The 18,216-nt window shown below is 61.2% G+C and carries 18 protein-coding genes, 4 tRNA genes and 1 pseudogene; 11 read left to right on the forward strand and 12 right to left on the reverse strand.

Translation table 11 applies throughout. The annotated features are described in order from the left end of the window. The first annotated feature begins 1 nt into the window (after position 1). From LOY70_RS25320 to yacG, 3 genes are read left to right on the forward strand one after another with little or no spacing between them, the layout of a single operon-like run. Entirely contained in the window at positions 2–871 is an 870-nt protein-coding gene (locus tag LOY70_RS25320; RefSeq protein ID WP_265030338.1) for a prepilin peptidase, read from the forward strand. A gap of 12 nt (positions 872–883) precedes the next feature. After that, a complete protein-coding gene (gene coaE / locus LOY70_RS25325) occupies positions 884–1,507 on the forward strand; it encodes a dephospho-CoA kinase (protein ID WP_265030339.1) in 624 nt (207 codons plus the stop codon). Continuing rightward, a complete protein-coding gene (gene yacG / locus LOY70_RS25330; protein ID WP_109756364.1) occupies positions 1,504–1,710 on the forward strand; it encodes a DNA gyrase inhibitor YacG in 207 nt (68 codons plus the stop codon). Before coaE ends, yacG begins: the two co-directional genes overlap by 4 nt. Here yacG and LOY70_RS25335 read toward each other — a convergent pair. Both LOY70_RS25335 and LOY70_RS25340 read right to left on the reverse strand, forming a co-directional pair. Next, complete coding sequence (locus LOY70_RS25335) at positions 1,707–1,922, reverse strand: hypothetical protein (RefSeq protein WP_265030343.1); 216 nt, start codon at positions 1,920–1,922, stop codon at positions 1,707–1,709. The two genes, yacG and LOY70_RS25335, sit on opposite strands and share 4 nt — an antisense overlap. Positions 1,923–1,986: 64 nt before the next feature. Further along, positions 1,987–2,673: an energy-coupling factor ABC transporter permease gene (locus tag LOY70_RS25340; protein WP_265030345.1), complete on the reverse strand. Its 687-nt coding sequence runs from the start codon at positions 2,671–2,673 to the stop codon at positions 1,987–1,989. 232 nt (positions 2,674–2,905) lie between these two features. Here LOY70_RS25340 and LOY70_RS25345 point away from each other — a divergent pair, with 232 nt between their 5' ends. Genes LOY70_RS25345 through LOY70_RS25360 form a run of 4 tightly spaced genes read left to right on the forward strand, consistent with a single transcriptional unit; the run spans position 2,906 to position 5,641 of the window. Next, positions 2,906–3,532 (forward strand): DUF1780 domain-containing protein, encoded by a 627-nt coding sequence (locus LOY70_RS25345; protein WP_025215531.1) that lies wholly within the window; start codon positions 2,906–2,908, stop codon positions 3,530–3,532. Beyond that, positions 3,529–4,056 carry an MOSC domain-containing protein gene (locus tag LOY70_RS25350; protein WP_025215532.1) on the forward strand — a complete coding sequence of 176 codons (528 nt, stop codon included), beginning with the start codon at positions 3,529–3,531 and terminating at the stop codon, positions 4,054–4,056. Before LOY70_RS25345 ends, LOY70_RS25350 begins: the two co-directional genes overlap by 4 nt. A gap of 52 nt (positions 4,057–4,108) precedes the next feature. Then, positions 4,109–4,282 (forward strand): DUF3094 domain-containing protein, encoded by a 174-nt coding sequence (locus tag LOY70_RS25355; protein ID WP_003185543.1) that lies wholly within the window; start codon positions 4,109–4,111, stop codon positions 4,280–4,282. A gap of 60 nt (positions 4,283–4,342) precedes the next feature. Next, complete coding sequence (locus tag LOY70_RS25360) at positions 4,343–5,641, forward strand: NAD(P)/FAD-dependent oxidoreductase (RefSeq protein ID WP_265030350.1); 1,299 nt, start codon at positions 4,343–4,345, stop codon at positions 5,639–5,641. A gap of 180 nt (positions 5,642–5,821) precedes the next feature. Here LOY70_RS25360 and LOY70_RS30295 read toward each other — a convergent pair whose 3' ends face one another. The 9 genes and pseudogenes from LOY70_RS30295 to rluD form a co-directional block, all read right to left on the reverse strand. Then, complete coding sequence (locus LOY70_RS30295; protein ID WP_413776659.1) at positions 5,822–6,685, reverse strand: methyl-accepting chemotaxis protein; 864 nt, start codon at positions 6,683–6,685, stop codon at positions 5,822–5,824. Continuing rightward, positions 6,677–7,447, reverse strand: a pseudogene (locus LOY70_RS30300) (MCP four helix bundle domain-containing protein); the annotation flags it as partial. The gene LOY70_RS30295 and the pseudogene LOY70_RS30300, both read right to left, overlap by 9 nt. Positions 7,448–7,602: 155 nt before the next feature. Further along, positions 7,603–7,679, reverse strand: a tRNA-Pro gene (locus LOY70_RS25370). A gap of 93 nt (positions 7,680–7,772) precedes the next feature. Continuing rightward, positions 7,773–7,848: transfer RNA gene (locus LOY70_RS25375), tRNA-Lys, on the reverse strand. A 5-nt stretch (positions 7,849–7,853) separates the two neighbouring features. After that, a tRNA-Pro gene (locus LOY70_RS25380) sits at positions 7,854–7,930 on the reverse strand. A gap of 7 nt (positions 7,931–7,937) precedes the next feature. Next, positions 7,938–8,013: transfer RNA gene (locus LOY70_RS25385), tRNA-Asn, on the reverse strand. Between the two features lie 288 nt (positions 8,014–8,301). Then, a complete protein-coding gene (gene clpB / locus LOY70_RS25390; protein ID WP_025215535.1) occupies positions 8,302–10,866 on the reverse strand; it encodes an ATP-dependent chaperone ClpB in 2,565 nt (854 codons plus the stop codon). 129 nt (positions 10,867–10,995) lie between these two features. Then, a complete protein-coding gene (gene pgeF / locus LOY70_RS25395; RefSeq protein ID WP_265030354.1) occupies positions 10,996–11,721 on the reverse strand; it encodes a peptidoglycan editing factor PgeF in 726 nt (241 codons plus the stop codon). Further along, positions 11,718–12,680 carry a 23S rRNA pseudouridine(1911/1915/1917) synthase RluD gene (gene rluD, locus LOY70_RS25400; protein ID WP_192263756.1) on the reverse strand — a complete coding sequence of 321 codons (963 nt, stop codon included), beginning with the start codon at positions 12,678–12,680 and terminating at the stop codon, positions 11,718–11,720. The genes pgeF and rluD overlap by 4 nt, the downstream gene beginning before the upstream one ends. Before the next feature lie 151 nt (positions 12,681–12,831). Between rluD and LOY70_RS25405 the strand changes: the two genes are divergently transcribed. The 4 genes from LOY70_RS25405 to LOY70_RS25420 all read left to right on the forward strand — a co-directional run bounded on the left by LOY70_RS25405 (position 12,832) and on the right by LOY70_RS25420 (position 17,174). Next, positions 12,832–13,848 (forward strand): outer membrane protein assembly factor BamD, encoded by a 1,017-nt coding sequence (locus LOY70_RS25405; protein WP_123344867.1) that lies wholly within the window; start codon positions 12,832–12,834, stop codon positions 13,846–13,848. Between the two features lie 170 nt (positions 13,849–14,018). Further along, entirely contained in the window at positions 14,019–14,252 is a 234-nt protein-coding gene (locus LOY70_RS25410) for a PP0621 family protein (protein WP_123344866.1), read from the forward strand. Then, complete coding sequence (locus LOY70_RS25415) at positions 14,242–15,831, forward strand: sensor histidine kinase (protein ID WP_265030359.1); 1,590 nt, start codon at positions 14,242–14,244, stop codon at positions 15,829–15,831. Before LOY70_RS25410 ends, LOY70_RS25415 begins: the two co-directional genes overlap by 11 nt. Then, the gene (locus LOY70_RS25420) at positions 15,828–17,174 is read left to right on the forward strand and encodes a sigma-54-dependent transcriptional regulator (RefSeq protein WP_265030361.1); all 1,347 of its coding nucleotides are present in this window, start codon (positions 15,828–15,830) and stop codon (positions 17,172–17,174) included. The genes LOY70_RS25415 and LOY70_RS25420 overlap by 4 nt, the downstream gene beginning before the upstream one ends. Positions 17,175–17,382: 208 nt before the next feature. Here the strand turns inward: LOY70_RS25420 and LOY70_RS25425 are convergent, their stop codons facing one another. Next, a complete protein-coding gene (locus tag LOY70_RS25425) occupies positions 17,383–17,748 on the reverse strand; it encodes a DUF6124 family protein (RefSeq protein WP_265030363.1) in 366 nt (121 codons plus the stop codon). Between the last annotated feature and the right edge of the window lie 468 nt (positions 17,749–18,216).

Raw genomic sequence — 18,216 nt, forward strand, 5'->3', positions numbered from 1 at the left:
CATGCCCCTGACTGATTTCTTCGTGCTCTATCCCCTGGCCTTCGTGCTCACTGCGTTATTGCTCGGATTGATCGTCGGCAGCTTCCTCAATGTACTGGTGTGGCGCCTGCCGAAGATGCTCACCCGGGAATGGCGCGTGCAAGCCCACGACCTGCTGGGCCTGCCGGCCGAAGCGCCCGGCCCGGTCTACAACCTGATGCTGCCGCACTCCCAGTGCCCTCACTGTGGTCATCGTATCCGCGCCTGGGAAAATATCCCGGTGTTGAGCTACCTGATGTTGCGTGGTCGCTGTTCCAGCTGCGCCGCGCCCATCGGCAGGCGCTACCCGTTGACCGAACTGGCCTGCGGCGCCGTGTCAGCGTTCGTTGCCTGGCACTTCGGCTTTGGCTGGCAGGCCGCGATGGTGATGGTGTTGAGCTGGGGCCTGCTGGGCATGAGCCTGATCGACGCCGAGCATCAATTACTGCCCGATACCCTGGTGCTACCGTTGTTGTGGCTGGGCTTGATCGTCAACAGCTTCGAGCTGTTCGTCCCCTTGAACCAGGCGATGTGGGGCGCGGTGGCCGGTTACCTGGCGCTGTGGTCAGTGTTCTGGGTGTTCAAGCTGATCACCGGCAAGGAAGGCATGGGCTATGGGGATTTCAAGCTCCTGGCGATGCTGGGAGCCTGGGGTGGCTGGCAGATCCTGCCGCTGACATTGCTGCTGTCTTCGCTGGTGGGCGCCGTTGTCGGCGTGATTGTGCTGCGCCTGCGTGATGCCCCGGGGTCGACGCAGATCCCCTTCGGACCCTATCTGGCCATTGCCGGCTGGATTGCCTTGCTCTGGGGTGGTCAAATAACCGCCTTCTATTGGCAGTCTGTCGGTCTCTAATGTCGATCTTTTATGAATAACCCTGTGGAAAAACCCTGGATTCTCGGCCTGACCGGTGGCATCGGCAGCGGCAAAAGCGCGGCGGCCCAGCACTTCATCGACTTGGGCGTGCATGTCATCGACGCCGATCACGCGGCGCGCTGGGTGGTTGAACCCGGCCGTCCGGCATTGGCTAAAATTGCCGAACACTTCGGCCCTGGCGTATTGCAGGCCGACGGCACACTGGACCGAGCAGCCCTGCGCAAACTGATCTTCGAAAATGCCGAGCAGCGCCGCTGGCTCGAGGCGCTGCTGCATCCACTGATCGCCGACGAGATCGCTCATCATCTGGCCCAGGCACAATCGCCCTACGCGATTCTGGTCTCGCCGCTGCTGATCGAATCGGGCCAGTACGCCATGACCCAGCGGATCCTGGTGATCGACGCGCCGGAACAGTTGCAGATCGAACGCACCTTGCAGCGTGACCAGACCAGTGAGCAGCAGGTCCAGGCCATCCTCAAGGCCCAATCCAGCCGCCAGGATCGCCTGAGCCATGCCGACGACGTGGTGGTCAACGACCGCGACCTCGCCTGGCTACACAGCGAGGTCGAGCGCCTGCATCACTTTTACCTTACTTTGCGTGGAGGCCAATCATGAGCCAAATCCCAACCGTTGATTGCCCAACCTGTGGCGCCCCTGTGGAATGGAGCCCGGAGAGCAAATTCCGACCGTTCTGTTCTGATCGTTGCAAACTGATCGACCTGGGCGCCTGGGCCTCGGAAGAACACAAGATTCCGGTCAGCCCCGATGCCGAGGATGAGCTGTTCAGCGAAGATTTCGAGCCCCGCTCACATCATTAAGGCCGCATGAACCCGTAGTCCCGTTCATCGTCGAGATTTTCCGCCAGGAAACTCAACTCATCGGCCAAATCTTCAACGCTGCGCACTGTCTTGCTCTGCTGCACGATTGCACTGAGCAAGGCACGCAGACTCAAGCCCGGATCGAAACCGATCTCCATGGCCGCATCGTGGCTACGCCTGATCTCTTGTCTCGCCCACTCATAAACACTCATGGTTGTACTCCTGGAAGTTTTTCCAGAGCATGAAGGGCGCCTGCCTGCACAGCCTTGATGTGAATCAAGGCTTGTCGTCATCGTTCCACGGCGCCGACAGGTAGCGCGTGCGGTTGAACGTCTCCAGCCATTCAGGGCTGAACACCACCAGCGCACTGATCACCATGCCGTTGATGAAGGCCTCGGGAAAGATGATCAGCCAGAGGTAGCCGATGAAATCCTCAAGCCAGTAAGGCATGGCAAAAATGCCGTCGTACCAGAGCAAACCGAGCCCCAGCAGCAGGCACAACAATGCCGAAAGCGCGGCGGCGAGGAATCCCGAACAAAAGATGTACACGAAAAGATTGCGCGGCTGGGCGCGCTCCACCAGGATCGCGCAACACTCGGTAACCAGCACGGGTAACAGGATCAGCAACGCCCCGTTGACGCCCACCGCCGCCATGTCCTGGCGGCCCAGCAGCACCAGCGCAAGTTGGGCAAAGAGGCCGCCGAGGATCGCCAGCGGCCAGTCCAGCAGCAGGGTCACGGCGGTCATGCCGATAAAGTGATACGAGACGCCCGTATCGAAATCCCGTCGCACCAGCCACAACAGGAACAGCGCCAGCACCGTGCCGAACAGCAAGTGCTGGCGACGGCTGTCGGTGAATAGTTCGACCCACGGCGCGCGCGACACGGCCCAGAGCAACACCGGCACATAAATCAGCCAGCCGCCCGCCAGGGTCTGCGGTGAGAGCAGCTCGGCACCGATCATGGGAATACTCCTTTCGCTGACCCTTGCATCAAACAGGCTGTTGCGGCGAGGGAGCTTGCTCCCGCTCGAGCGCGAAGCGGTCGCAAATTCTTCTGGGTCTGCTTCGCAGTCCGACAGGAGCAAGCTCCCTCGCCACGGTTACTTCAAGCCAGCAGTCTACACCCCACCCGCAATGTCCATTAATCAACGCAACGCTTTCAGCTTGTCGCAATTGAACGCTAAGCTTGGGCTCATGGATGATTCCGATTATTTACGCCTGCTGACCATCGCGGCCGAGCAAGCCAACGCCTTTCTCTCCAATGCCCGCAAATGGGAGCGTGAGCGTTGGGTCTGCCAGCGTCTGCTGCAAGGGCTGAACGTGCCCTATCGCGCCGACGAGTTCGCTCCCGCGGGAGAGCCGCCGGACGTGTTGTTTCGGGATGCCAACTTCGAAGTGTTTTTCGTGCTCGACGAAGGCCGGCGCCTCAATGACGAGTGGCGCGACGAACTGCAACGCCGCCGCAGCGCCTTCTCCCTGAGCCAACTGGTGCGCCGCGAAGCCAAGCCCCGGCGGATTCCGGCCAATGAGTTCCTGATGCGGCTGGCTCCAACCCTGCGCAAGAAGGCCCACAACTACACCGAGCGCGGCATGGACCTGGGGGACCTGGATATCATTGCCTTCGCCAGCCTCAAGCGCGAAGTGCTGGACCTTAACAGCCACTTCCCACCGCCCACCGAATACCTGCGCCAGGGTTGGCGCTCGTTGTCGCTGGTGGGGCCGACGTTCGCCCGGGTGCTGTTCGCCCACCCTGACGCGCCGGATTTCCTACGGGGCAACCTGGGGCGCAGCATTGTGTTCGATGTCGGGATCAGCCTATGAGCCCGTTACAGGAACTGATCGCCGCCGTGCCCCAGCAAGGCCGCGTACGCTGGATTGGCGTGCGCCCCCAAGGCCATGCGCCCATGCTCGAGCTGGACGCCGTGGAGGCACGCCTGGAGGCCGGCCTGACGGGCGACCATGCCCGTCCCGGCGTGCGCAATGCGCGGCAAGTCACTTTGATTCAATGGGAACACCTGGCCGTGATCGCTTCGCTAATGGGACGCCCGGCGGATCGCCCCGTGTTACCGCAAGAACTGCGCCGCAACATCGTAGTCAGCGGTATCAATCTGTTCAGCCTCAAGGGCCGGCGCTTCCGCATCGGCCAGGCCCTCTTCGAAACCACCGGCTGGTGCCAACCGTGCGCGCGACTGGAGCGCAACCTTGGGGAGGGTACGTTCCAGGCTGTACGCGGCCATGGCGGAATCACCGCACGGGTGATAAAAAGTGGAATCATTCGCCTGGACGACCGCTTGAGTGTCGAACCCGTTCCAGCGAGCGGCTACGCTGCTTTCAATGCCGGATAGCCAGACGCTGTAGCGTCTACACCTTTCGCAACGTCTACCTGACGAGGCCTTTATGACCAGCCGCCTGAACCCAGATGACCAGAAGCATGTCGAAGAGTACCTGCAACTGTCCCAGCATCGAGTCGAGCGCCGGCCTTTCCGGCCTTGGATGCTCCTGGTGGTGGTACTGGCCGTGACCATCGGCCTGGGCCTGTTGAGCCGACTGATCAGTTACCTGACGCTATGAAGCGCATCGCGCTCGCTCGGGTAACGGCACCGATTTCCTTTAGCCTTGCGAGATATCCCCATGACTCATCGTATTGTCATCGTTGGCGGCGGCGCCGGCGGCCTGGAGTTGGCTACCCGTCTGGGTAAGACTCTGGGCAAGCGTGGCACGGCCAGTGTGATGCTGGTCGACGCGAACCTGACCCACATCTGGAAACCGCTGCTGCACGAAGTGGCCGCCGGGTCCCTGAACTCCTCCGAAGACGAACTCAACTACGTCGCCCAGGCAAAATGGAACCACTTCGAGTTCCAGCTTGGACGCATGAGCGGCCTGGATCGCGAGCGCAAGCGAATCCAGCTGGCCGCCACCTATGACGAGGCGGGCGTCGAGCTGTTGCCGGCTCGGGAATTGGGCTACGACAGCCTGGTGATTGCCGTCGGCAGCACCACCAATGACTTCGGTACCGAAGGCGCGGCGCAGCACTGCCTGTTCTTGGATACCCGCAAGCAGGCCGAGCGCTTCCATCAGCAATTGCTCCACCACTATCTGCGTGCCCATGCCGGACAGACCGATATTGTCGAGCGCATCAGCGTCGCCATCGTCGGCGCCGGTGCGACCGGTGTCGAACTGGCGGCCGAGCTGCACAATGCCGCTCACGAACTGCACGCCTATGGCCTGGACCGGATCAAACCGGAGAACATGCACATCACCCTGATCGAGGCGGGTCCACGGGTCTTGCCGGCGCTGCCGGAGCGTATCGGCGGACCGGTGCACAAGACTCTGGAGAAACTCGGGGTCAACGTCATGACCAACGCGTCCGTCAGCCAGGTGACCGCCGACAGCCTGATTACCACGGACGGCCAGGTGATCGACGCGAGCCTGAAAGTCTGGGCCGCCGGGATTCGCGCACCGGACTTCCTCAAGGACATCGACGGACTGGAGACCAACCGGATCAACCAGTTGCAAGTGCTGCCGACGCTACAGACCACCCGCGACGAGAACATCTTCGCCTTCGGCGACTGCGCCGCCTGCCCGCAACCCGGCAGCGACCGCAATGTTCCGCCCCGCGCCCAGGCCGCGCACCAGCAGGCATCGCTGCTGGCCAAGTCGTTGAAGCTGCGTATCGAAGGCAAGACCCTGCCGCACTACAAATACACCGACTACGGCTCGCTGATCTCGCTGTCGCGTTTCTCGGCGGTGGGCAACCTGATGGGTAACCTGACCGGCAGCGTGATGCTTGAAGGCTGGCTGGCGCGGATGTTCTACGTGTCGCTGTACCGCATGCACCAGATGGCGCTGTACGGCCTGTTCCGCACGGCGATGTTGATGCTGGGCAGCAAGATCGGACGCGGGACTGAGCCACGGCTGAAGTTGCACTGAGACCTTACTGACGATTGCGCTGGATCAGCAATATGGATGCTGAATGATCCACCGCAATCGCGAGCAAGCTCGCTCCCACAGGATGACCGCGATCAACAGTGGGAGCGAGCTCGCTCGCGATGAGGGCAGAACAGTCAATGCTCAACCTCGGGCGGAATCTCCGTCCGAGCTATCCATCAATCAAACCTGAAACCGCTGCACCATCGTGCGCAACGAATTCGCCAGTTGCGACAACTCATGGCTGGAGGCACTGGTCTGGCCCGCGCCGGAAGCCGAGCGCACGGACAAATCACGAATATTCACCAGATTGCGATCCACCTCGCGAGCCACTTGTGCCTGTTCTTCGGCGGCGCTGGCGATCACCAGGTTGCGTTCGTGGATTTCATTGACCGACGTGGTGATGGTCTGTAGCGCTTCGCCCGCCCGCTCCGCCATCGCCAGGGTACTGGCGGCACGACTGGAACTGGCCTGCATGGAATCCAGCGCCTGGGTGGCGCCGCTGCGCATGCCCTGAACCATTTGCTCGATTTCCTGGGTCGATTGCTGCGTGCGATAAGCCAGCGCCCGCACCTCATCGGCCACTACCGCAAACCCACGACCGCTTTCGCCGGCCCGGGCCGCTTCAATGGCCGCATTGAGGGCCAACAGGTTGGTCTGCTCGGCGATGGCCCGGATCACGTCCAGCACCTTGCCAATGTCCTGCGATTGGTTGGCCAGGGACTGCACCAGGCCGCCGGTCACCTGCACATCGCTGGCGAGGGCGCCGATGGCGCCGACCGTGTCGCTGACCCGCTGCTGCCCAAGGGACGCCGACTCACTGGACTGGCGCGTGGCGTCAGAGGTGGAAACCGCATTGCGCGCGACCTCTTCCACCGCCGTGGTCATTTCGGTGACAGCCGTGGCGGCCTGTTCGATTTCGTTATTCTGTTGTTGCAGGCTCTGGGTGCTGTCGAGCGTGACGGCGTTCAGCTCATCAGCGGCGGTGGCCAATTGCGCCGCCGAGCCGCTGATACCCTGCAGGGTTTCCCGCAGGTTCTGCTGCATGGTCGCCAGCGCCTTGAGCAAGCGGCTCACTTCGTCGTTGCCGTGGGTCTCGATCGGTCGCGTCAGGTCGCCTCGGGCTACGTTCTCGGCGGCATTCAGCGCCTCGCCCAAAGGCCTGACGATGCTACGGGTGAGCAGCATGGCCAGCACGACCGTGGCCAGGGCCGCGAGCACCACGAACAGGCTGACGATCATCCGGGAATTGGCATAGTGCTCCTGGGACTTCTGGCTCTCGATGGACACCTGCTTGGAGAACAACTCCGCCAAATCATTGAGCTGTTTACCGGAACCATCCACCACGGTCTTCATGTCCACCAGCAACAGCTTGATCAGCTCGTCCCGACGCCCCTGCTCTGCCAGGGTGAAGGATTGGGCGATGCCCGTGCGGTAAGCGGCGAAGGTTTGCTTGAACTGGTCATAGAGCGCCTTGCCTTCAGGCGTGACGACGAGCTTTTCGTAACTGGCGATTTTTTCGCTCAGCTCTTTGTCGCGCGTGTCCATTTGCCCGCGGTACACCGGGATGTTCTTCGGGTCCTGGTCCAGGGCCATGCGCAGGGAGATCGTGCGGATACGCAACATCCATTCTCGGATCTCGTCACCACCACGGATGCTGGGCAGCCATTGGGTTTCCACCGCGACTTCACTGTCGCGGATACTCGACATCTGCCCCAGCGCAAACACCCCGAGCAACGCCACCAGCACGGCGATCAAGGCAAACCCCAGCGCCGCACGGGGGGCGATATTCAGCTGACGAAGAAACATAACGAGGTGCCTTTTTTTATTGTTTGGCCTGAAATAGGGCAGACGTCCGTGCCCCTGTCGGCGGGTTATCGGCAGGTCGTACGACGACTTGAGGCACTACGCTTTTTCGCAGGCAAAAAAAATCCCCGTATCTTTCGATACGAGGATTTTCAATATGGTCGGGGTAAGGGGATTCGAACTCCTGACATCCTGCTCCCAAAGCAGGCGCGCTACCGGACTGCGCTATACCCCGGTAAAAAAAAGGCGACCTTCGCAAGTCGCCTTCTCGATCAGCGCTTTTGGCCTCTGATCTTAAGATTCGATTCCAGCGAACTGGTTTCAAAAATGGTGGGTCGTGTGGGATTCGAACCTACGACCAATTGGTTAAAAGCCAACTGCTCTACCAACTGAGCTAACGACCCAAAAATGGTCGGGGTAAGGGGATTCGAACTCCTGACATCCTGCTCCCAAAGCAGGCGCGCTACCGGACTGCGCTATACCCCGATTGAAATGGCTCCGTGACCAGGACTCGAACCTGGGACCCAATGATTAACAGTCATTTGCTCTACCGACTGAGCTATCACGGAACTGATATTTCAAGTTGAAACGTTGAAGCTAGCCTCAACCTCTTCTACCCTTACGCATCGCTGCGTTCGTGTGTCTGAGGCGCGCTATTCTACAATCTTAAAAACCTCTGTCAACCCCTTAAATTGCTTTCAAGACAATGATTTGCAACTTATTTCGGGTTCTTTCTCAGGGAGAAGTAACCCTTGGGGGTGACGTACTGCGGGGCGCACTTTACAAGCCTTTTCCTTTGAGTTCAACGGCCTGATGAAAAAAATGGCCTCGCGGTGCGAGGCCATTCCAATCACCTTTCAGTTGAAGACGATTTCGTCGTTCTCCACAGTGCCCGTCACGGTTTCGCCTGGCATGAAGCGACCGGACAGAATCAACTGCGCCAGCGGGTTCTCGATCCAGCGCTGGATCGCCCGCTTCAGCGGCCGTGCGCCGTAGACCGGGTCGTAACCCACGGCGATCAACTTGTCCAAGGCCTCGCTGCTCAATTGCAGCTTCAGCTCGCGCTCGGTGAGACGGCTGCGCAGGCGACCGAGCTGGATCTCAGTGATGCCGGCGATCTGATCACGGGCCAGTGGCTCGAAGATCACCACTTCATCCACCCGGTTGATGAATTCCGGCCGGAAGTGGGTGGAAATCGCATCCATCACCGCAGCGCGTTGCGCCTCGCGGTCCCCCACCAACTCCTGGATCTGCGCCGAGCCCAGGTTGGAGGTCATCACAATCACCGTGTTGCGAAAGTCCACCGTGCGCCCGTGACTATCGGTCAGGCGACCATCCTCGAGCACTTGCAGCAGAATGTTGAACACGTCCGGATGGGCCTTCTCGACCTCATCGAGCAGAATCACCGAGTACGGCTTGCGACGCACAGCCTCGGTCAGGTAACCGCCCTCTTCATAGCCGACATAACCCGGTGGAGCACCAATCAGCCGGGCCACGGAATGCTTCTCCATGAACTCGGACATATCGATGCGCACCATGGCCTCTTCCGTGTCGAAGAGGAACTCGGCCAGCGCCTTGCACAACTCGGTTTTACCGACACCGGTCGGGCCGAGGAACATGAACGAACCGCTCGGACGGTTAGGGTCCGACAGCCCGGCACGGGACCGGCGCACAGCGTTGGAGACCGCCACTACCGCTTCTTCCTGGCCGATCACGCGCTGGTGCAGCAGGCTTTCCATCTTCAGCAGCTTGTCGCGCTCGCCCTCGAGCATTTTCGAGACCGGAATGCCGGTCCACTTGGAGACCACTTCGGCAATCTCTTCCTCGGTGACCTTGCTGCGCAGCAACTGGTTTTCGCTCTTGCCGTGCTGGTCGACCATTTGCAGGCTGCGCTCCAGATCGGGGATCACCCCGTACTGCAGCTCGGCCATGCGGTTGAGATCGCCTTTGCGGCGGGCCGCTTCCAATTCCTGGCGGGACTGCTCGATTTTTTGCTGGATCTGCGCCGAACCCTGGACTTCGGCTTTCTCCGAGTTCCAGATCTCTTCGAGATCGGAATATTCGCGCTCGTGACGAACGATTTCCTCCTGCAACTTCTCCAGGCGCTTCTTCGCCGCTTCGTCGCTTTCTTTCTTCAAGGCCTGGGATTCGACCTTGAGCTGAATCAGGCGCCGCTCCAACCGATCCAGCACTTCGGGCTTGGAGTCGATTTCCATGCGGATGCGGCTGGCCGCCTCGTCGATCAGGTCGATGGCCTTGTCCGGCAATTGCCGGTCGGTGATGTAGCGGTGGCTGAGCTTGGCCGCCGCGATGATCGCGCCATCGGTGATCGCCACCTTGTGGTGAACTTCGTAGCGTTCTTTAAGCCCACGCAGGATGGCAATGGTGTCTTCTTCGCTCGGCTCTTCCACCAGCACTTTCTGGAAACGCCGCTCCAGGGCCGCGTCCTTTTCTATGTACTGGCGGTACTCGTTGAGCGTGGTCGCGCCGACGCAGTGCAACTCGCCACGGGCCAACGCCGGCTTGAGCATGTTGCCAGCGTCCATCGAGCCTTCACCCTTGCCCGCACCGACCATGGTGTGCAATTCGTCGATGAACAGAATGATCTGTCCTTCCTGCTTCGACAGTTCATTGAGCAGGGACTTGAGCCGTTCTTCGAATTCGCCACGGTACTTGGCACCGGCGATCAATGCCCCCATGTCCAGGGACAGCAGGCGCTTGCCCTTGAGGCCATCCGGCACTTCGCCGTTGATGATGCGCTGGGCCAGGCCCTCGGCGATGGCGGTTTTACCCACGCCAGGCTCACCGATCAGCACCGGGTTGTTCTTGGTGCGGCGCTGCAGCACCTGGATCGTGCGGCGGATTTCGTCGTCGCGACCAATCACCGGGTCGAGCTTGCCTTCTTCGGCGCGCTTGGTCAGGTCGACGGTGTATTTGTCCAGCGCCTGGCGGGACTCCTCGTGGTTGGCGTCGTTCACCGCTTCGCCGCCACGCAGGTTGTTGATGGCATTTTCCAGGGCTTTCTTGCTCACGCCCTGGCCCAGCAGCAATTTGCCGAGCTTGCTGTTCTCGTCCATGGCGGCGAGCAGCACCAGCTCGCTGGAAATGAACTGATCGCCCTTCTGCTGGGCCAGGCGATCCGCCTGGTTGAGCAGCCGCGCCAGATCCTGGGACATGTTCACGTCCCCTGTCGGATTCTGGATCTTGGGCAACTGGTCGAGTTCTTTGGTCAACTCTTTACGCAGGCTGCTCACGTCAAAGCCTACCTGCATCAGCAATGGCTTGATGGAGCCGCCCTGCTGCTCGAGCATGGCCTGCATCAAGTGTGCCGGTTCGATACCGGGATGGTCCAACCCGACGGCCAACGATTGGGCATCGGACAGGGCCAGTTGTAACTTACTGGTCAAACGATCAATACGCATGGGTCACCTTCCTTTTGAGCAGGCCGGACCTAAAAACATCCTGAATGAAGAAACCTGCCAGATACCGTTATAGATGTGGTCGATTCTGGAAGATTCAAGCAGTGCACTGTTGATGCAGATCAGAGAAGTCTAGCGTTCGATCCATATCAGCGAGGCAAAGCGACCGGTGCGCGCTGCGCGGCGGTAGGAAAAGAAGCGCGGATCGGTCACGGTGCACAGGCCGCCACCGTAAACCGTCGTGACACCCCGCGCCGCCAGCCGTAAACGTGCCAGGGCATAGATGTCGGCCAGGAACTTGCCGGCGTTGCGGCTGGGGACGAAGGCTTGTGCCGCCTGTGGCAACTGCGCGATGAAGGCTTCACGCACCTCGGGCCCGACTTCGAACGCTTGCGGGCCGATGGCCGGGCCGAGCCAGGCAAGGATTTCATCGGCGGGGTCTTCGAGGCTGTCCAGGGTGGCCTCCAGCACGCCATTCGCCAATCCGCGCCAACCGGCATGGGCCGCCGCGACGCGGGTGCCGGCACGGTTGCAGAACAGCACGGGCAAGCAGTCCGCCGTCATCGCCGCGCACGCGATACCCGGCGTGGTGGTCCAGCTGGCATCGGCGGTCGCCACCTGGGTCGGGTCAGCCTCGACCACGGCAATGCCATGGACCTGCTGCAACCAGGCCGGCGTGATGGCGAAGTGTTCGGTGAGACGGCGACGGTTTTCGGCGACGGCCGACGGGTCGTCGCCCACATGATCGCCCAGGTTGAGGCTGTCGAACGGCGACAGGCTGACGCCGCCCTCACGGGTGGTGACGCAGGCCTTTACCCGGGCCGGCGCGGGCCAGTCGGGTATCAGCCAGTCACTCATCCGATGAACGCCTCGCGGTCCTGCTTGAGCAAGGTCAGCAGCCAGACGAAGTCATCCGGCAACGGCGACTCCCAGCTCATGCGTTTACCGGTGGTCGGATGATCCAGTTCCAGGAAACGCGCGTGCAGCGCCTGGCGCGGGAAGTTTTTCAGCGATTCGACCATGGTCTGGCTAGCGGCCGGCGGAATGCGGAAACGTCCACCGTAGGCTGGGTCGCCCACCAGCGGGAAGTTGATGTGGGCCATGTGCACGCGAATCTGGTGGGTACGGCCGGTTTCCAACTTGACCCGCACATGCGTGTGGGAGCGGAAGCGTTCGAGCACGCGGTAATGACTCACCGCCTGCTTGCCACCCTCCATCACCGCCATGCGCTGGCGCTGTTGGCCGTGACGGCCGATGGGGGCGTTGATCTTGCCACCGGCGGTGACCACGCCGATCACGATGCATTCATAGATACGGCTGACACTGCGGCTTTGCAGCTGTGTGACCAGTTGTGTCTGCGCCTGGATGGTCTTGGCCACCACCATCAGACCGGTGGTGTCCTTGTCCAGGCGGTGCACGATGCCGGCACGGGGCACATTGACGATGTCCGGTACGTGATGCAGCAAGGCGTTGAGCAGCGTGCCGTCGGCATGACCGGCCGCCGGGTGCACCACCAGGCCCGCAGGCTTGTTGATCACCAGGATGTCATCGTCTTCATAGACGATGTCCAGGGCGATGTCCTGGGCGACCCATTCTCCCTGGGCCTCCTGTTCGGCAGTCAGCTCGAGGATGGCACCGCCATGGACAATGTCGCGCGGGCGGATCACCGCCCCGTCCACAGTCAGGCGGCCGTCCTTGATCCAGGCGGAAAGGCGCGAGCGAGAGTGCTCGGCGAAGAGTTGTGCGGCGACTTGATCGAGGCGTTGGCCGCCCAATTCGGACGGCACCTCTGCGCGAAGTTCTATTTTATCGGACATGCTCGGACTGGGCGTCGGCACAGCCTTTGGTTTCGGCTGCGCGCTTGTGGTTAAATACGGCGTCTTTTGCCCCGAGGCTTTTCAACGGGGCGCTCATCATAACAGGACGGCCCCGCCCAAGACAGCGGCCGTCATAGGGACGCAAGCCGCCATGCAAGTGAAACACCTGCTGCTGATCGCCATCCTCGCATTGACTGCTGCTTGCTCGTCGAAGGAAGTCGTAGACGAAAACCTGAGCGAAGTCGAGCTGTACCAACAGGCGCAGACCGACCTGGACAACAACAGCTACACCAGCGCCACGGCCAAGCTCAAGGCGCTGGAGTCGCGGTATCCGTTCGGGCGCTACGCCGATCAGGCTCAACTGGAGCTGATCTACGCCAACTACAAGAACGCCGAGCCGGAAGCTGCAAAGTCCGCCGCCGAGCGCTTCATTCGTCTGCACCCGCAGCACCCGAACGTCGATTACGCCTATTACCTCAAGGGCCTGACCTCCTTCGACCAGGACGTCGGCCTGCTGGCGCGCTTCCTGCCGCTGGACATGACCAAGCGTGATCCGGGCGCCGCGCGCGACTCCTACAATGAGTTCGCCCAACTGACCAGCCGCTTCCCCAACAGCCGCTACTCGCCGGACGCCAAGCAGCGCATGATCTACCTGCGCAACCTGCTGGCCTCCTACGAAATCCACGTGGCCGACTACTACCTGACCCGTCAGGCCTACGTCGCCGCCGCCAACCGTGGCCGCTACGTGGTGGAGAACTTCCAGGAAACCCCATCGGTGGGCGACGGCCTGGCGGTGATGACCGAAGCGTACCAGCGCCTGCACCTGGACGACCTGGCGGCCACCAGCCTGGAAACCCTCAAGCTGAACTACCCGGATCACCCTTCGCTGGTCGATGGCCAGTTCACCCCACGGGTTGACGAAGCCGACAACCGTTCGTGGCTGAGCAAGGCGACCTTGGGCCTGATCGAGTCCCGTCCACCGCTGCCACCGGGTGAAACCCGCGCCAACCAGGACGTACAGCGTCAATTCCAGGATGCCAAGGAAGCCATTCCGAACGAGCTCAAGCCCAAGGACGAAAATGGCGACGTGATCGAGGAAGAAGAGCCTGAGAGCGAGTCCAGCGACCGTTCCTGGTTCAGCTACATGACCTTCGGCGTGTTCGACTGATCAATCGAAAAACACCTGACGATGATGGCTCCCACGCTCCGTGTGGGAGCGATCAACTCAAAAAGGGAGACCCACGGGTCTCCCTTTTTTGTGCCTGGCCTTTATTGCGCTGTGCGCCGTTCCAGTCCTTTGGCTAAACTGCCGGATCACTCGCCAGAAAGCCGCCCATCATGCTTCGTTTATTGATCTTGTTCGCTGTCGTTGCCGCCGCCATATGGATCTTTCGCGGGATGAAATCCGGCCCCCGCGCGTCGCGTTCCACCCCGGAGCAAGACGCCCCCCCAATGGTTCGTTGCGCCCATTGCGGCGTACACCTGCCTCGTGACCGGGCGCTGGCCCTCGAACAACAGTGGTATTGCAGCCAGGCTCATCTCGAGCAAGGCCCGGGCACTCGTGAGCGCTGAGGCCTCAAGCCCGCGCGTCAAACAGGCGCAGCGCTTGCTGCGTCTCTACCACCTGTACCGCCTGAGCATCGGCATCACCCTGGTGTTGCTGATCTCCAGCAACATGGACAATCGCCTGCTGGAGTTCGCCAACGACGACCTGCTGCGCAGCGGCATCTGGTTGTACCTGGTGCTGAACATCCTGCTGGTGGTGTTCCTGGAAAACACCCGCCGCCCTGCCCGGCTGTTCGGTCTCGCCCTTACCGACGTGCTGTTGCTTTCGTGGCTGTTCTTCGCCGCTGGCGGCGCCCCCAGTGCTATCGGCAACCTGCTCATCGTCTCGGTCGCCATCGGCAACACGCTGTTGCGCGGTCGAATCGGCCTGTTGATCGCCGCCGTCGCTACGATTGGTATCGTCAGCTCGACGTTCTTCCTCGGCCTGAGCGATTCAAACCGTCCCAGCAGTTACTTGCAGGCCGGCACCCTGGGGGCGCTGTGTTTCGCCGCCGCCCTGCTGGTACAAGGCCTGACCCGGCGACTGGAAGCCAGCGAAACCCTGGCCGAGCAACGCGCCAGCGAAGTGATCGGCCTCGAAGCGCTCAATGCCCTCATCCTGCAACGCATGCGCACCGGCATCCTGGTGCTTGATCGCGAGCGCCGGGTACAACTGGCCAACGAAAGCGCGCTGAACCTGTTGGGCATGCACGATCTGGTCGGCCAGCCCATCGACGATTACTCCACGGCCCTGGTCGAGCGCCTGCAATTGTGGCTGAACAACCCCAGCCTGCGCCCGCCAAGCCTGACCGTTTCCAGCACGGGATTGAGCCTGCAACCGAGCTTCATCGCCCTGGGGCACAATGACCAGCATCAGACCCTGGTATTCCTCGAAGACCTGGCCCAGGTCGCCCAGCACGCCCAGCAACTCAAACTTGCCTCTCTCGGGCGCCTGACCGCCGGTATCGCCCATGAAATCCGCAACCCCTTGGGGGCGATCAGTCATGCGGCGCAATTGCTGCGCGAATCCGAGGAACTGAACGACGCGGATCGACGTCTGACGCAGATTATTCAAGACCACTCTCAACGAATGAATCGCGTCATTGAAAACGTCCTGCAACTGTCCCGCCGCCAGCAAACCACGCCCCAACGCCTGGATCTGCGGGCTTGGCTTGAGCAGTTCGTCCGCCAGTCCCGCGAAAACGCAACCGAGCCCCAGCAATTGCACCTGAGCATCGACCCGGGCGACTACACCACGCTGATGGATCCCGACCAGTTGACCCAAGTGCTCGACAACCTGTTGCGCAACGCCTGGCGCCACAGCGCCATGCTCCATGAACAGGCCGAGGCCTGGCTGAAACTGTTCATCGACCCCGACAGTCAGTTATCCACACTGGATATCTTCGACAACGGCCCCGGCGTCCCAGCGGAGCAGCAAGCGCATCTGTTCGAGCCCTTCTTCACCACCAGCAACCAGGGCACTGGCCTTGGGCTCTATCTGTCCCGTGAGCTGTGCGAAAGCAACCAGGCCCGCCTAGACTTCAAACCACGCCAAGGCGGCGGCTGCTTTCGCATCACCTTTGCTCACGGACGGAAACAGATTTGAATATTCGCTCACGGCAACGAATCCTGATCGTCGACGACGAACCGGACATCCGCGAACTCCTGGACATCACCCTGGGAAGGATGAAACTCGACACCCGCAGCGCCAAGAACCTCGCCGAGGCCCAAAGCCTGCTGATGGACGAAACCTTCGACCTGTGCCTGACCGACATGCGCCTGCCCGATGGTACCGGCCTGGAACTGGTACAGCACATCCAGCAGCGTTACCCCCAACTCCCCGTGGCGATGATCACCGCCTACGGCAGCCTGGAAACCGCCATCGACGCGCTCAAGGCCGGGGCCTTCGACTTCCTGACCAAACCGGTCGACCTGGGCCGCCTGCGGGAACTGGTCACCAGCGCCTTGCGCCTGCCATCCGTCACCACACCTGCCGCCACCATCGAGCGCTGCCTGCTGGGCGACTCCCCTCCGATGCGCAGCGTGCGCAAACAGATCGAAAAACTCGCCCGCAGCCAGGCACCGGTATACATCAGCGGGGAGTCAGGCTGCGGTAAGGAACTGGTTGCCCGGTTGATCCACGAACAAGGTCCCCGCACCAACCAGCGTTTTGTACCGGTCAACTGTGGGGCCATTCCCAGCGAGTTGATGGAAAGCGAGTTTTTCGGTCATCGAAAAGGCAGCTTCAGCGGCGCCATCGAAGACAAACCTGGGTTGTTCCAGGCCGCCCATGGAGGGACCTTGTTCCTCGATGAAGTGGCCGACCTGCCCCTGGCCATGCAGGTCAAACTGCTGCGGGCGATCCAGGAAAAAGCCGTGCGTGCCGTCGGCGGCCAGCAGGAAGAAGTGGTGGATGTGCGAATCCTCTGCGCGACCCACAAGGACCTGGACGGCGAAGTGGCCGCCGGGCGCTTTCGCCAGGACCTTTACTATCGGCTGAACGTCATCGAACTGCGCGTGCCGCCATTGCGTGAACGCCGCGAAGACATTGGGCTGCTGGCCGAGCACATGCTCCAGCGCCTGGCGGCCAACGCCGGCAGCCCTACGGTCAAGCTTCATCCCCAAGCGCTGGACGCCCTGCGCAACTACCGTTTCCCGGGCAATGTGCGGGAACTGGAGAATATGCTCGAACGGGCCTACACCCTTTGCGAACATCAACAGATCGAAGCCGACGACCTGCGCCTGGCCGAGGGTAATGGCAGCTCTGAGGCGGGCAACCCCGATTTGATGCAGGTTGATAACCTGGAAGACTACCTGGAAGACGTCGAGCGCAAACTCATCCTCCAGGCCCTGGAGGAAACCCGCTGGAACCGCACGGCGGCGGCGCAGCGGTTGAAGTTGTCGTTTCGGTCGATGCGGTATCGGTTGAAGAAGTTGGGGTTGGATTGAGCGTGTGGCCGGTTCAGCTCAATCAAATGGCTGGGTCTACACCGAAGTGTGTGGCGAGGGGATTTATCCCCGCTGGGCTGCGCAGCAGCCCCGAACCTGGCACCTCGGTGTATCAGGTTGTTTGAGTCGCTGCTTTTTGGGGCTGCTTCGCAGCCCAACGGGGATAAATCCCCTCACCACAGGTGCTGTGTTCGCCTTGGCAGCTTTTCTAGCCCTTCGCCACCGGCACCTGCTCGTCCAGCACCCGATTGGCCAGCAACTCGCTCAGCTCGATCAGCTGTTGCACACCCAATGCAACATACCTTCGCGAGCCGTCGAGTTCGAAGGCCAGGTCGCTGATTGTTGCGTTGGCTGAGGCAAGGGTTTCGCTGAGGTTGGCGAGGAGGCATTCGGTGTCGATGCCGTCCACGACAGTGAATAGCTGGTTTGAGGGTGGTTTCTTTTTGGCTTCAGGCTTTGGGGCTAGGTAATAGTCGAGGGCGCGTTTGGCGGCTTCGTCGAGTTTTTTGGGGTTGAGGCTGGAGTTGGGCGATGCGTTATTGGTTTCTGAAGGTGATGGAGGTTTGTTACACATTGCGGTACTCCAAAAGGGGAATGGATTACCAAGTTTTGCGGGCCGCGACGCCCGGACGCTGAATTGGCAGCGACGGGAGAAGGTTAGCTAGAGCCCTTCCCACCCGGCAACCGCCAGAACTCGTCGGAAATGTCTGCTTAAATTAGAAGGTTGTCCGACCATTCCCACAAATTCTGGTTTGGCTGTCAGGACATCGGGAGTGTGTATATCCATTTCTGCGGTAACGGCTACTTAGGGTTCCGCCCTGACGGCGGGTCACTTTCGAAAAAGCGCGAAAGTAACCAAAGCGCTTATGCCCCACCACTCGGCACCTCGCCTAGGCTCGGTGTGCCCGAACGAAGGCATTGCTCCGTGGGCCCGCCGCGAAGGGCCATCCATGGCCCAGCGCGGCTATCCCGGCATCCATGCCGGGATGCCCACTGCGCAATGCCTGCGTTCGGCCAGCGTGGTTAATGGGGCGCCGAGATC

This window comes from Pseudomonas sp. B21-054 (genome assembly GCF_026016345.1).
Taxonomy (GTDB): domain Bacteria; phylum Pseudomonadota; class Gammaproteobacteria; order Pseudomonadales; family Pseudomonadaceae; genus Aquipseudomonas.